This is a genomic window from Branchiibius sp. NY16-3462-2, assembly GCF_001594145.1.
Lineage (GTDB): Bacteria > Actinomycetota > Actinomycetes > Actinomycetales > Dermatophilaceae > Branchiibius.
This window is the reverse complement of the sequence record NZ_LVCF01000030.1, coordinates 1-13,135: the sequence shown is the minus strand read 5'-3', so window position 1 is coordinate 13,135 and position 13,135 is coordinate 1. Positions and strand designations below refer to the sequence as shown.

Annotated in this window: 14 protein-coding genes; 7 read left to right on the top strand and 7 right to left on the bottom strand. The window is 67.3% G+C overall.

What is annotated here, in order from left to right; genetic code table 11:
* Positions 1-4 precede the first annotated feature (4 nt).
* Entirely contained in the window at positions 5-574 is a 570-nt protein-coding gene (locus AZH51_RS07985) for an NADPH-dependent FMN reductase (RefSeq protein ID WP_291523064.1), read from the bottom strand.
* Positions 575-778: 204 nt separating this feature from the next.
* Between AZH51_RS07985 and AZH51_RS07980 the strand changes: the two genes are divergently transcribed.
* The 4 genes from AZH51_RS07980 to AZH51_RS07965 all read left to right on the top strand — a co-directional run bounded on the left by AZH51_RS07980 (position 779) and on the right by AZH51_RS07965 (position 5,569).
* Entirely contained in the window at positions 779-2,905 is a 2,127-nt protein-coding gene (locus AZH51_RS07980) for a DUF6421 family protein (protein WP_291523062.1), read from the top strand.
* Positions 2,902-3,594, top strand: coding sequence for an SDR family NAD(P)-dependent oxidoreductase (locus AZH51_RS07975; RefSeq protein ID WP_291523060.1), 693 nt, complete (start codon positions 2,902-2,904; stop codon positions 3,592-3,594). The genes AZH51_RS07980 and AZH51_RS07975 overlap by 4 nt, the downstream gene beginning before the upstream one ends.
* 10 nt (positions 3,595-3,604) lie before the next feature.
* Positions 3,605-4,651 carry a low specificity L-threonine aldolase gene (locus AZH51_RS07970; protein ID WP_291523058.1) on the top strand — a complete coding sequence of 349 codons (1,047 nt, stop codon included), beginning with the start codon at positions 3,605-3,607 and terminating at the stop codon, positions 4,649-4,651.
* A gap of 135 nt (positions 4,652-4,786) precedes the next feature.
* Complete coding sequence (locus tag AZH51_RS07965) at positions 4,787-5,569, top strand: polysaccharide deacetylase family protein (RefSeq protein WP_291523056.1); 783 nt, start codon at positions 4,787-4,789, stop codon at positions 5,567-5,569.
* On the opposite strand, the gene AZH51_RS07960 is transcribed toward AZH51_RS07965, so the two are convergent.
* The 5 genes from AZH51_RS07960 to AZH51_RS07940 all read right to left on the bottom strand — a co-directional run bounded on the left by AZH51_RS07960 (position 5,566) and on the right by AZH51_RS07940 (position 9,681).
* Positions 5,566-6,603, bottom strand: a complete 1,038-nt coding sequence (locus tag AZH51_RS07960) for an ABC transporter ATP-binding protein (protein WP_291523055.1) — start codon at positions 6,601-6,603, stop codon at positions 5,566-5,568. The two genes, AZH51_RS07965 and AZH51_RS07960, sit on opposite strands and share 4 nt — an antisense overlap.
* A complete protein-coding gene (gene modB / locus AZH51_RS07955; RefSeq protein ID WP_291523053.1) occupies positions 6,600-7,319 on the bottom strand; it encodes a molybdate ABC transporter permease subunit in 720 nt (239 codons plus the stop codon). Before modB ends, AZH51_RS07960 begins: the two co-directional genes overlap by 4 nt.
* 84 nt (positions 7,320-7,403) lie before the next feature.
* Positions 7,404-8,201, bottom strand: coding sequence for a molybdate ABC transporter substrate-binding protein (gene modA / locus AZH51_RS07950; RefSeq protein WP_291523051.1), 798 nt, complete (start codon positions 8,199-8,201; stop codon positions 7,404-7,406).
* A complete protein-coding gene (locus tag AZH51_RS07945; protein WP_291523049.1) occupies positions 8,198-9,007 on the bottom strand; it encodes an SGNH/GDSL hydrolase family protein in 810 nt (269 codons plus the stop codon). Before AZH51_RS07945 ends, modA begins: the two co-directional genes overlap by 4 nt.
* Positions 9,004-9,681: a uracil-DNA glycosylase gene (locus tag AZH51_RS07940; RefSeq protein ID WP_291523047.1), complete on the bottom strand. Its 678-nt coding sequence runs from the start codon at positions 9,679-9,681 to the stop codon at positions 9,004-9,006. Before AZH51_RS07940 ends, AZH51_RS07945 begins: the two co-directional genes overlap by 4 nt.
* Positions 9,682-9,705: 24 nt before the next feature.
* Between AZH51_RS07940 and AZH51_RS07935 the strand changes: the two genes are divergently transcribed.
* From AZH51_RS07935 to AZH51_RS07925, 3 genes are all read left to right on the top strand, one after another.
* Positions 9,706-11,046, top strand: a complete 1,341-nt coding sequence (locus AZH51_RS07935; protein ID WP_291523045.1) for a pyridoxal-dependent decarboxylase — start codon at positions 9,706-9,708, stop codon at positions 11,044-11,046.
* A gap of 110 nt (positions 11,047-11,156) precedes the next feature.
* Complete coding sequence (locus AZH51_RS07930; RefSeq protein ID WP_291523043.1) at positions 11,157-11,615, top strand: hypothetical protein; 459 nt, start codon at positions 11,157-11,159, stop codon at positions 11,613-11,615.
* 36 nt (positions 11,616-11,651) lie between these two features.
* Positions 11,652-11,960: a DUF3263 domain-containing protein gene (locus tag AZH51_RS07925; protein WP_291523041.1), complete on the top strand. Its 309-nt coding sequence runs from the start codon at positions 11,652-11,654 to the stop codon at positions 11,958-11,960.
* A gap of 130 nt (positions 11,961-12,090) precedes the next feature.
* On the opposite strand, the gene AZH51_RS07920 is transcribed toward AZH51_RS07925, so the two are convergent.
* Complete coding sequence (locus AZH51_RS07920) at positions 12,091-12,912, bottom strand: endonuclease domain-containing protein (protein ID WP_291523039.1); 822 nt, start codon at positions 12,910-12,912, stop codon at positions 12,091-12,093.
* Positions 12,913-13,135 lie beyond the last annotated feature (223 nt).

The following is a 13,135-nucleotide window of genomic DNA, read 5'->3' as shown; positions in this document are numbered from 1 at the left end:
TAGGTCACCCCTGGCGCAACGGCTTCAGGGCGTCGGTCAGCTTCAGCAGTTCGTCCAGAACGATGGTCGCCGAAGCAGCCTGCTCGTCGTTGGGCGTGAAGACGCCGTCCTCGATCTGCTTCATCGCGAACGGGATGATGACCTGCTGCGGGATGGCGTACATGCCCAGGGTGGTGATGACCTGCTTGGCCATCTGCACCGCACGCAGGCCACCGGAGACGCCGCCGTAGCTGACGAAGGACGCCGGCTTGTAGGCCCATTCCTTCTGCAGGTAGTCCAGCGCGTTCTTCAGCGGTGCCGCGATGCCGAAGTTGTATTCGGGAGACACGAAGACAAAGGCGTCCGCGCGCTCGACCCGCGCCGCCCAGGCCTTGGTGTGGTCGTGGGTGTACTGCTGCAGTCGCGGATGGTTCGGCTCGTTCATCATCGGCAGGTCCAACTCGGCCAGGTCGACCGGGTCCACCTCGAACCCGCCGTGCTCGCGAGCGGCCTCGACGAACCAGTCGGCAATGGGGCCGCCGATGCGGCCGGGGCGGGTGCTGACCGTGACAACTTGTAGAACGTTCAAAGACATGCGGCCCAGTCTAGGGGTCGCCGCCGGGTCCATAGTTCTTCGTTGTTTGTGAGCTTCCTCCCGCCGACGCAGCGGGCGGTTGGACATAAAGTGTTAGGTCAGCGTTAGTATTCCGTAAGTATTTCTGAGTAGCCTGGCCTCTACCGCAAATTCTCCGCGCGTCGTGGCGCGAGTCGTCAACCGTCGTCAACCCCGGAGGTCGTCATGAGTGAGTTCCCCACCGTCCTGGTCGAGCAGGCGCACAGCAGCGCCTGGGCCCTGGACCGCGCACAGGCCGCCGCCATGAACCCGGCCAACCCCGCCGACGCCTCTTTGCATCTGGCCGCTGATGCCCTGCGCGCCCGTGGCCTGCAGGTCGTGGCGCGCGAGGGGGGCGCCGTCACTGCCGACCAACTGCGGGTTGCCGATGTCTACGTGATCGCCCACCCCGCACAGGCCGCCTCGGAGCGTGTCGCCGGGGCGTTGTCCCCGGTCTTCGACGCCGCTGAGCTGGACGCCATCGAATCGTTCGTGCGTGCCGGCGGCGGCCTGGTCGTGCTCGCCGAGTGCGATCAGGACACCCATGGCAACAACGTCAACGAGTTGTTGGCCCGCTTCGATCTGCACGTGCGCAGCACGCTGGTGCACGAGAGCGCCGACGGTGGCCACCGCCACCAGGGCAACGCGACCTGGGTGCTCGGCGAGGTCGCCGGGGGACTGGGTCAAGGACTTCTGGCCGGGGTCGGTGAGTTGTGCTTCTACCGCGCCGGCGTGATCGAAACCTCCGCCGACGCGGACGTGACGGTTCTGGCGCGGAGCAGCGCCTCGGCGTACCCCGCGGGGGAGGCGCTCGCCGTTGCCGCCCGGGTCGACGCAGGGCGGGTCGTCGTCCTGGCCGACTCGGATCTGGTCGGTGACGACAGCATCGCCGAGCTGGACCACAAACGCTTCTGGAGCAACGTCGTGACCTGGGCGTCGGCCGCCGGTCGCGCGCCCGCTGCGCCCGTCGAGCACAGCGAGATCGCGTCATCCCCGGCCTGGTTCGCGCTGAAGGATGCCGTCGAGGAGCTGCGCCTGATGCAGGCCAAGGACGGTTCGATCGATTTATCGACGTACGACGTGTCCCGGGCGGCCGAGCTCGTCCAGATCATGATCGACCGGGTGGGTGAACTCGCGCCGCAGTTCCCGCACGACGCGGACTACCTGGCTGCTCTGCCGGGTGACCTATCTCGTTGGCGTGACGAGGGATTCGGCAAGCCGGACTTCCTGGACTCCCTCGTGCTCTTCCGTCCGGACCTGTGCCGCGAGGACGGCGTCGAGCACCTGGTGCTGTTCCCGATGTACACCCAGAACGGCAACCCCGACCGGGTGTTCGAGGCGCTGCTGATCAAGGTCATGTGGCCGGACTGGCTGGGGCAGGTCGAGGCCACCTACGACAACACGATGTTCCTGCCGGTCAACTTCATCGACTTCACCCCTGGCTACGACACCAACTCAGCGGTCCTCTTCCCCGAAACCGTTGCGGTGCGGGAGGTTCCGAAGTTCCACTGGGGTGCGATCTTCTGTGACCGCGAGGGTGCGCGTTTCCGCGAGGTCGTCACCGCGGCGTCGTCGCTGCTGTCGCTGGACCTGCCGCCGGATGCCGAGCGGCTGCTCGCCTCACAGTCGCTGGCGCAGGAGACCTTCGCGATGTGGGACCTGATCCACGACCGCACGCACAGTCACGGTGACCTGCCGTTCGACCCGTTCATGATCAAGCAGCGGATGCCGTTCTGGATGTACGCGTTGGAAGAACTGCGCTGCGACCTGAACACCTTCCGCCAGGCCGTCCTCCTGGAGGAGGAGGGCCAGCCCTACGCCCGATTCGTCCAGTTGGCAGTGCTTTTCGACCGGCTCTTCCGCTTCCCGATCACCGGGGACCGGGTGCGCAACTACGACGGGCTGGGTGGCCAGCTGATGTTCGCTTACCTGCACAAGCACGACGCGTTGCGCTGGACCGACAACCGGTTGTCCTTCGACTGGCGCCGGGTGCCGTCGGTGATCGTGCAGTTGTGTGAAGAGGTCGAGACGCTCTACCGCACCGGGATCGACCGCTCGCGCGTCGGGCACTGGCTGGCGTCGTACGAGTTCGTCACCGCGTACGTCGCGCCGCACCCCGCGTCGGCGTGGGCGAAGGGTGCCGCCAGCCTGCCGCTCGACGGCCCGGTCAAGGCCTTGGTGGATCTGGTGCAGCCCGATGAGTTCCCGCTCAACGTCTTCTACGAGTCGCTGCGCAAGAAGATGGCTCCGGTGATCAATTCGACCCGCGGCATCACGGGCGTCAGCCTGGCCCCGCAGGTTGTCGCGGCGTGACGGATCTGTCCGGTCTGGTCGTCGTCGTTGCCGGCGCGGCCGGTGATCTCGGTCGTGCCACGACCCGGGCCGCGGCGGCTTCTGGCGCAACGGTCGTCGCGGTCGGGCGCTCAGCGGAACGCCTCGCGGCGCTGGAAGGGCCGGGCGTCGTACCGTCGGTGGTCGATCTCACCGACGAGGCCGCCACCCTGGCGTGGGGGCACGAACTGGTCGAGACCTACGGCCACGTCGACGGTCTGCTGCACCTGGTGGGCGGTTGGCGCGGCGGCAAGGGGATCGTCGAGACGGACCTGGCCGACTGGGACTGGTTGCACGAGAACCTGATTCGTACCTTGCAGCACACCTCGCGGGCGCTGCACGACGCGTTGGTGGCCAGCCCGCGGGGTCGCCTGGCCATCGTGTCGTCGACCTCGGTGGCCAAGCCGACGGCGACCAATGCGCCGTACGCCGCGGCGAAGGCGGCCGCCGAATCCTGGACCCGGTCGGTGGCCGACTCGTTCGCACATTCCTCGGACGACCCGGCAGCAGCAGCGTCGGTGATCCGGATCATGGCGCTGGTGACTGCGCAGATGCGCGAGGCGAATCCGTCGAAGGCGTATCGCAACTTCACCGATGTCGATGACCTGGCGGCACAGCTGGTCGGGTTGTGGGACCGGCCCGCTGCCGAGATCAACGGCGCCGTGTGGTGACCTTGTCGGTATGAATTCCCTGCACGACGCGTCGGCGCGCGGTTTCGCCAGTGACAACTACGCCGGAGTCCATCCCGAGGTGCTCGACGCCCTGGCCGCGGCCAACGGCGGCCACCAGGTGGCCTACGGCGAGGACGACTACACCGCCGCATTGCGCGACCGGATGTCGGAGTTGTTCGAGGGGCCGGTCGAGGTGTTCCCCGTTTTCAACGGCACCGGTGCGAATGTCATTGCGCTGCAGGCGGTCACCCAGCGCTGGGAGTCGGTGATCTGTGCGGAGACGGCGCACATCAATGTCGACGAAGGAGCCGCGCCGGAGAGTGTGGGGCACCTGAAGCTGAAGACGATTCCCACTCCCGACGGGAAGCTGACGCCGGCGTTGCTCGACGCGTTCCCGCTGCGGGTGGGTGACGAACACGGGGCGCCGGTCGGCGCGGTGTCGATCACCCAGACCACCGAACTGGGGACGGCCTACACGGTCGAGGAGATCCGCCAGGTTGCGGCGTGGGCGCATGCGCACGACCTGGTGTTGCACGTCGACGGGTCGCGGATCAGCAACGCGGTGGCTTCGCTCGGAGTGTCGTTGGCGCAACTCGTGACCGACACCGGGGTGGACATCCTGTCCTTCGGCGGCACCAAGAACGGCCTGCTCGGTGCGGAGGCCGTGGTGGTGCTGAATCCTGCTGCGGTGCACGGAATCGTCTTCTTGCGCAAGCAGTCCATGCAGTTGGCGTCCAAGATGCGCTTCCTGTCGGTGCAGTTGCTCACGTTGCTGTCGGAAGACCTCTATTTGACTTCGGCCCGGCACGCCAACGCGATGGCTGCGCGGTTGGCGGATGCGGTCGCCGATGTCGTGACGCTGCCGCGGCCGACGCAGGCGAACGCGGTCTTTGCGGTCCTGCCGCGAGAGGTGTCGCTGAAGTTGATGGAGACCTTCCGGTTCTACTTCTGGGACGAGACCACCGGTGAGGTCCGGTGGATGTGCGCCTGGGACACGACCGAAGAAGACGTCGACACCTTCGCCGCCGCGATCCGGGCAGCGCTCACGGGTGGGTAGTTCGCTCGACCTTGGGATTTGTTGACCCACGATTCTCGCCTCGATGGGACAACCAATCGCAAAGCTGGCGGGTGCTGCGCGCTGTTATAAGAAACCTGTGTGCGGGCTTTGCGATAGCGGGCATATTCTGCGCGGGTGGAAAGCACGCCGGAGGCTGACGGGGGCCGCGGACGGGGGTTGAGTCGGCGCGCGGCCATCCTCGGTGGCACCGGCATTGCCGTTGTGACCGCCACTGGTACGGCAGCCGCCACTGATGAGGTCGTGACGTACCGCTCGCCGACCTACCGCGTCTCGCCGATGCCGGACACTGTGACCACGCCGATGAATGTGCGGGTCACCTGGCACACGGACGCCCCGGCAACCCACACTGCGCATCTGACCTTCGACGACGGCCCGTCACCGGTATGGACGCCGAAGGTCCTGGACATCCTGCATCGCCACGAGGCGACCGCCACGTTCTTCATGCTGCACGAGTTCATCAAGGGTCATCCGGACGTGGTCCGTCAGGTGCACGACGCCGGTCACGAGATCGGCGTCCACGGCGGCGACCACACCGATATGACGACCCTCGAGCCAGCCCAATTGGCCAGGATCCTGACGGAGACCCGCCACGCCATCACCGACCTGACGGGAGTCGCCCCGACAAGGATGCGACCACCGTACGGGCGCCTGGATGCCCCGGTCCTGTGGGCCGCGCACCAGGCGGGCCTGGAGGAGGTCGTCCTGTGGTCGCACCGCACCGGCGGCAGCCGCCAGGAGTGCCAGGCCGTCCTCACTCATCCGTCTTCGGGGATGATCATCCTGTCCCACGACGGCCGCACCTCGGTGAACGACGCCGAACTCGATGCGATCAGTTGGCTACTGCCGCAACTGCGTGCCAAGGGCTTCTCGGTCAGCCACCTGCCGTTGGGCGGCTAACGCGGGTAGCAGTCGATCTCGGTGGCCTTCACGCTGGCCCATACCTGGGCGCCAGCAATTAGCCCCAACTCGTTGACCGCCAGCGTGGTCACCTCGGCCACGAGGCGAGCATCGCCCGCAGACAGCATGACCCGGGCGGTCTGGCCGAGTACCTCGACGCCGATCACGGTCATCTGCCACGCGTTGCGAGGTGATCCCTCGGGAGGCGAGCGCCACAGCGACACCGCATTGGGGCGGATGCTCACCCAACACCCGCCGGTCACGTCCGAGGTGGTGCGAACCTCGCCGAGGCCCGTGGCGACGACACCGTCACCCGTTGCGTTGCCGGGCAGGAGATTGAGGCCGACCAGGGTCGCGGCGTACGTCGATCGCGGAGCGGCCGACACCTGCGCCGGGGTGCCGCGCTGGGTCAGGCGCCCGTCCTCCAGGAACACCAACTCATCCGCGAGGGTCAACGCGTCCACGGCATCGTGCGTCACCATGATCGTGGTGCCGTCGAAATGGGCCAGACGAGAAGCGAGTACACCCCGCACGGAGGTCCGGGTCTGCGGATCCAGGCCGGCGAGGGATTCGTCCAGCAGCAGGACGGCGGGGTCGGTCGCGAGAGCCCGAGCCAGTGCGACCCGCTGCGCCTGACCGGTCGACAAGGCCTTCGGTTTGCGGGACGCGAGGTCCGCGATGCCGAGGGCGTCGAGTTCTTCGAGCGCACGCTGGCGCGCAGTTGACGTGGCAACACCTCGCGAGCGCGGTCCGAATGCCACGTTGTCGGTGGCGCTCAGGTGCGGGAAGAGGACCGGGTCGGCGAGCACCAGACCCACCGAACGATCCTGTGGCGCAAGCGAAGTCCAGTCGGAGTCATCAACCGTCAGCGTGCCGCTCGTGAGCGGGGTGAGGCCCGCGATCGCACGGAGCAAAGTCGTCTTGCCCGAGCCGTTCGGACCGAGAATGCCGGTGACCGTTCCGGATTCGAAGGGCAACGACACCTCGAGGGTGAAGCTGCCCTGCTCGACCCGGCCGTCGAGAAGGACGCTCACCGCAGCCACTTCCCCCGCAACGCAGCCAGCACGACCACGCACACCAGCAGCATGATCACCGCTAACGCGGTCGCCGCGTTCTGGTCGACGTCCAGCGCCTGGTAGACCGCCAGGGGAGCGGTCTGGGTCGTGCCGGGGAAGGAGCCTGCGAAGGTGATGGTGGCGCCGAATTCACCCAGCGCACGGGCCCAGGCGAGCATGGCTCCCGCGGCGATCCCCGGCAGTACCTGCGGGATGACGACGCGGCTGAATGTCCTTGTCGGAGTAGCGCCCAGCGTCGAGGCGATGTCGTCATAGCGCGGATCGAGGGACCGCATCGCACCCTCCACGGCGAGCACGAAGAACGGCAACGCCACGAAGACCTCGGCGATCACGACCCGCGACCAGTTGTAGGGCAGTCGCCAGCCGAACCAGTCGTAGAGCGGTCCGCCGATGACCCCGGTCCGTCCCCACGCCAGGAGCAGTGCCACACCACCGACGACCGGTGGCAGCACGAGAGGGACTGTGACGACGGCGCGGACCCAGGGCACCCACCGGCCCTCGCTACGCGCGAGGACCCAGGCGAGCGGCGTACCTAAGAGCAGACAGAGCGCCACGGTCGTCAACGTGGTCCGGATCGACAACCAGATGGCGTCCTTGGCGCCGGCGGTCTGCAGATCGGGTCCAAGGGTTGTCCACGAAACACGAATCAGCAGTGATGCCAGAGGAATAGCCAATAACGCCAAGCCCACTAGCGCCAGAAGCGCTAGTGGGCTGCGAAAGGGGCTGCGCCCGTGGCTGGTGGCCACAGCGGCCGCGGGTCAGACCTGCCCGAAGCCCAGGCTTTTCAGGACGTCCTGGCCTTCGATGGAGATGACCGCGTCGTAGAACTCTTTGGCTCCCTCGGTGTCGGTCAACTGCACGATGGGCAGTTTGGTGACGGTGTTCTGGTCCGCCGGGATCACAACACCGGTCACAGCCGAACCCGCCGAGGACACGTCGGTCTGGTAGACGATCGCTGCGTCTGCGTCACCGGTCTTGACCTTGGCCAGCGTGGCCTTCACGTCGGTCTCGTAGCTGATGACGTGCGGGTTGACGTTGGCCTTGGTCAGCACGGTCTGCGCCGCCCGGCCGCACGGGACCTGCTTGGCGCACAGCACGGTGTCGATCGACGAACTGCTCAGGGAGGCAAGACCGGTCACGTGCGCCGGGTTGCCGGCAGGCGTCGCAATCTCCAGTCGGTTGGTCGCGAAGAGCTGGGTGGGTTTGCCCTCGATCAGCGACGGCGTGATGGTGGTCTTCGACTTCTCGTCGGCCAGCGCGATGATGTCGGCGTCGACACCGTTGTTCAACTGGGTTGCGAGGGTCGAACTCGCGCCGAAGCTGATCTTGATGTCCAGGTCCGGGTGCTGCTTCATCACGTCGGCGGAGATCTTCTTGAACGCTTCCGTCAGTGAGGCGGCAGCCAGGATCGTCACCGTCTTCTTGCCGGTCGAGGTGGTGGTACCGGTCCCGGTCCCGGTGTTGGTCGCCGGCGATGACGAGGTCGAACTGCAACCGGCGAGCAGGACGGTCCCTGCGGCAGCGGCTGCGGCGACGCGGGTGGGCAGGTAGCTCATGCGATGTCTCCATCTGCTGGGTCGATCGGGTCGATCGGGGTCAGGTCGGGTCGTTTCGGCGCCACGTTGTCACCACTACTGCGACCGGTGAGCCGGCGGTGAACCCAGGGTCCAAGGTATTCCTGAGCCCACTCTGCGTGCCCGCGAACCGCCGCGAGTCGTGACAGGGGAGGTGCTGGCGGCAACGGTATTGCCCAATCCCGCTCGGTGTCACGGTCTCCGAGCGCCCAGGCGGCCTGCGCGGCAACCCTTTGGTGGCCTTCGGTGGTCAGGTGCAGACGATCGGTCGCCCACAGACGCGGGTCACGCAGCACCCGCAGGTTCCACATGTCCAGCACGTAGGCGCCCTGCCGCTGGGCGATACCCCAGATGTTCGCGGTGAAGACGGAGGTCCGGGGTCGGATCCTCTTCAGCAGCGGCGCGTATCCCGGGTCGGCGGTGGTCGACATCAGCACGTCAGCACCCGTCGCCCGGATCTTCGCCACGGCCGCCTCCAGCCGGTCGGCGAGGTCGTCGACGTCGGCGCCCGGGCGCAGCAGGTCGTTGGGCCCGCCGACGATGCTGACCAGATCGGGCTGCAACTCCAGGGCCGCGTCCAGCTGCGGGCCCTCGACGTCCGCGAGCAGCCGGCCACGGATCGCGAGGTTCGCGTAGCCGAAGTCGCGACCCTCGTCAGCCGCCTTCGACGCCAGGTGCGCCGCGAGGCGGTCGGCCCACCCGACGTACGTATCGGGTAGGTCGGGCGACGGGTCGCTCATGCCCTCGGTGAACGAGTCACCGATCGCGACGTAACGGGACCAGGTCACGGGATCCTCCAATCGATCGGGTCGGCGCCCTGCGCCTCGAGTAACTCGTTGGTGCGGCTGAACGGCTTCGACCCGAAGAAGCCGCCGCGTGCGGACAGGGGTGAGGGGTGCGCGCTCTGCACGGTCGGCACCTGCCCGAGGTGGGACGCCAGGTTGCGGGCGTCCCGCCCCCACAGGATCGCAACCAGCGGACCACCCCGCTGGGCGAGGGCGCCGATTGCGGCGGCCGTCACATGCTCCCAGCCGATGCCGCGATGACTGCCCGGCTCGCCCGGTCGCACCGTGAGCACCCGGTTCAGCAGCATGACGCCCTGCTCCGCCCACGGGGTCAGGTCGCCGGTGCTGGGGGCGTCCACGTCCAGGTCGTCGACGAGTTCCTGGTAGATGTTCCGCAACGACGCGGGCAGCGGTTTCACCTGTGGCGCAACGGAAAACGACAGGCCGACCGCGTGGCCGGGGGTGGGGTAGGGGTCCTGTCCGACGATCAATACGCGTACGTCGGGTAGCGGCACCCGGAAGGCGCGCAGCACCGCGTCTCCCGCAGGTAAGTAGCCCCGACCCGCGGCGATCTCCTCACGCAGAAAAGCTCCGCAACCGGCGATCTTGTCCGCCACCGGCTCGAGCGCGGGTGCCCACGAAGCGTCGATGTGCGGCGGCAGGGCGGTCGTGGTCACAAGGTCAAACCTAGACTTCGGGGCGTGCACGAATTCGACGAGACCACCCGAGCGCTCGGCGACGAGGTACTGCGCTACACCAAGGAACGTCTGGCCCTGGACCCAGTGCCGCTGGACTTCCCGCGCACGAAGGTAGAACTCGACACCGTTGCCGCGGGCGCCATCTCCGCCGGCGGGATCGGTGGACTGGCCGCGATGCGGCTGTTCGAGGAGGACCTCGGCCCCGCCTGCCTGTCCATCGACCACCCCCGCTACCTGTCCTTCATCCCGTGTGCGCCGACGCGCGAGGCGGCGATGTTCGACCTGGTCGTGGGTGCGTCCTCGATCTACGCGGGCTCCTGGCTGGAGGGATCCGGCGCGGTCTACGCCGAGAACCAGGCGTTGCGCTGGATCGCCGACCTGGTGGGTCTGCCGCCGGCCGCGGGCGGGGTCTTCGTCCCCGGCGGCACCATCGGCAACCTGTCGGCGCTGGTGGCGGCCCGGGCCACGGCTCGCGCTCGCACCGGCCGCCGGCCCTACCGCGTTGCCGCGACCGCCGGAGCGCATTCTTCGATCCAGTCAGCGTGCGATGTGATGGACGCCGAGTTGGTCCCGGTGGACGTCGAGGACTGGCGGCTGACGGGTGAGAACCTGCGCGCGATGCTGGAGGCCGAGGGCACCGAGGACTTCTTCGCCGTCGTCGCCACCGCCGGCACGACCAACTTTGGGATCATCGACGACCTGGCATCCGTCGCCGACGTCTGCGAGGAGTTCGGCCTCTGGCTGCACATCGATGGCGCGTACGGCGGGGCCGGGCTGGCCGCCCCGTCCGTGCGTGCGCGGTACGCCGGGATCGAGCGCTGCGACTCCTTCATCGTCGACCCGCACAAGTGGCTGTTCGCACCGTTCGACTGCTGCGCGCTGCTCTATCGCGACCCGAACCTGGCGCGGGCCGCGCACACCCAGCATGCGTCGTACCTCGATGTCCTCAACGACGCCGAGGACTGGAACCCGACCGACTACAGCATCGGGCTGACCCGGCGCGCTCGCGGGCTGCCGTTCTGGTTCTCGTTGGTGTCCAACGGGACGGACGCCTACACCGCGGCGATCGAGCGAACCCTCTCCGTGACGAGGTACGCCGAGGAGCAGGTGGCCGCGCGGCCGTACGTCGAGGCGGTGCGGGGTGCCGATCTCACGGTGCTGGTCTTCCGGCGGCTGGGGTGGGAGCCGGCGGACTACTACGCGTGGTCGGACACGTTGCTGGAGTCGCAGCAGGGCTTCGTGGTCCCGACGTCACACGCGGGGGAGACGCTGGCGCGGTTCGCGATCGTGAACCCCAAGACGTCGGAAGCGGATATCGACGCGATCCTGGACTCGATGGCCTGAGTCGCCCCGTTTGCGGCACAACCTGCAGCAGTGGGTGTCGGTCGTGGCGTGGTGACCCCTGTTTGCGGCACAACCTGCATGAACGGCTGCTGCGCTGGTCTACTGGTGGCGTGACGGTTGGAACCGAGTCACGCCCCTCCATCCGGGACGCGCAGCCGCGCCGGTTGCAGACGTGGCTCGCGGGCGTCCTTGTGGTTGCCGCTGTCTACGTCGGGCTTCTGCTGTTCACCGGGCGGTTCCTCATCGGTGCAGCGGCGCTGACCCACCCGGTGGGCGATTACTGGGTGCCGCAAGCGCAAACGGTCAGCTGTTTCAAGGACATCACCGGCACCAACGACATCCAGGTGGTCGTCGCGTTCGGAGCGGACGTGAAGGATGTCGCCGTGCGGCTGAACAGCGAGACGCCCGCTGCGATCGACGTCGTCGCGACTGGTTCACAGAATGTCTTCGCGGGCGACGTGATCGCGGTGGCGCAGCTCGAGGATCGCATCGTTCAGCTCTCCGGGCCGCGAGGGAACCGGCCGGTGATGTCCAGAGGCGAATCGATCGAGGTCTGTTCCGGGTCCTGAATGACATCGGTGTAGTTCGCGGCTAGCATCGGTGCCATGAGTGAGCCGCTGCACGCCCCGACACCGTCCGCGGAGCCCGCGAGCACCAGCGGTTTGTCCGAGCGCGATCGGCAGATCCTGGCGTTCGAGCGCGACTGGTGGCGGCAGCCCGGCGCTAAAGAGCAGACGATCCGCGAGACCTTCGGGCTGAGCGCGACGCGGTACTACCAGATCCTCAACGACCTGATCGATCAGCAGGCAGCCCTCGAAGTCGACCCGCTGTTGGTCAAGCGGCTACAGCGGCTGCGGTCCTCCCGGATGCGTCAGCGCAACGCCCGCCGGCTCGGGTTCGACAACCCCAGCTGACCGGCCGGGCGGTCAGACGCCGTCGTCGATCGTCACGATTCTGGAGCGATCGAGGTTCTGCAGGGAGTTTCGCGAGCAAACGGCTCCAAAATCATCGATGACCTGCCAAACAGCTGGCCGTTCGCGCTCGTCAGGCGACGTGTAGGCCCTGTGCCACCGCCAGCATGATGCGGTGCTGCACGGTCGGCCAGTCGTTCATTACCTGCAGGTAGCTGACCCTTATGACGGTGTACCCGAGAAGGGCAAGCCGGGCGTCGTGAGCGATGTCCTCCTCCCGCTGGCCGTCGACGTGGTGCGTGCCATCGATCTGCACGACGAGCCGGTCGCCGATGAGGAGGTCGACCCAGTGGTCTGCGATCCAGGCTTGGGGCACCACCCGCAGCTTCAACCAGCGCAGCCGGTCCGTGACGATTGACTCCAGGCCGGAGTCGGACCAGAGCGACGCGACCTTGAGTACTTCCCGGCCACGAGGTGGAAGCGCCAGCCGACGCATGACGTCCGGCGTCACCAGTTTGCGGCGGAATGCGCCTTCCCATGTGGCCACAGCGTTCTCGCGAGACTGGCACTGGGCCACCATGACCAGCACGTTCTCGATCGGATCAACGGCGGCATCTGGATCGCGTGGCACCCATGGTGTCGCCCAATGCGCCACGCAACCGGCGGTCGCAATCCTGCCGCCATGGCTGTGGACGGCGATGTGCAACTGGCCGTCGTCCATTGACCACAAACCGCGACGAGCGGCTTCGCTGATGCAGGTGAGCACTCCGTGAGCGCGGATCGCCTGGACGATCTCGCGGTCGACCTCCGCGACGGCGACCCATCCCTTGCGAACGCGATGGATCGTGCGTTGTTGGAGGGCTTGTCGTATCTGGTGATCGCTGACACCAGCCGCGCGCAACCGCCGGGTAGGCACAATCCCGCCGGATCGAAGTACTTGATCGCCAAGGTCCATGCAGCCAGCGTGGGGCTTGCCAGCCCGCGGTGCTGAGGGCCTTGTGGATACCGGAACGGTTGTGCAGGAGATCGACGATTCTGGAGCCGGATTCCGCGGCAGCTTCAAAGGGTCAGCGCAACACCCTGATTTGAAATGGGTGATGTGGATGTCCCGGCTTGGACCGTTGCGTGGTGACCAGCGCCGATTTTGGCGGCAGATCGCCGAGGGCAAGGAGACGGTG

Coding starts and splice junctions, on each gene's coding strand:
- AZH51_RS07985 (WP_291523064.1), bottom strand. CDS start 574: ATGTCTTTGAACGTTCTACAAGTTGTCACGGTCAGCACCCGCCCCGGC.
- AZH51_RS07980 (WP_291523062.1), top strand. CDS start 779: ATGAGTGAGTTCCCCACCGTCCTGGTCGAGCAGGCGCACAGCAGCGCC.
- AZH51_RS07970 (WP_291523058.1), top strand. CDS start 3,605: ATGAATTCCCTGCACGACGCGTCGGCGCGCGGTTTCGCCAGTGACAAC.
- modA (WP_291523051.1), bottom strand. CDS start 8,201: ATGAGCTACCTGCCCACCCGCGTCGCCGCAGCCGCTGCCGCAGGGACC.
- AZH51_RS07925 (WP_291523041.1), top strand. CDS start 11,652: ATGAGTGAGCCGCTGCACGCCCCGACACCGTCCGCGGAGCCCGCGAGC.
- AZH51_RS07920 (WP_291523039.1), bottom strand. CDS start 12,912: ATGGACCTTGGCGATCAAGTACTTCGATCCGGCGGGATTGTGCCTACC.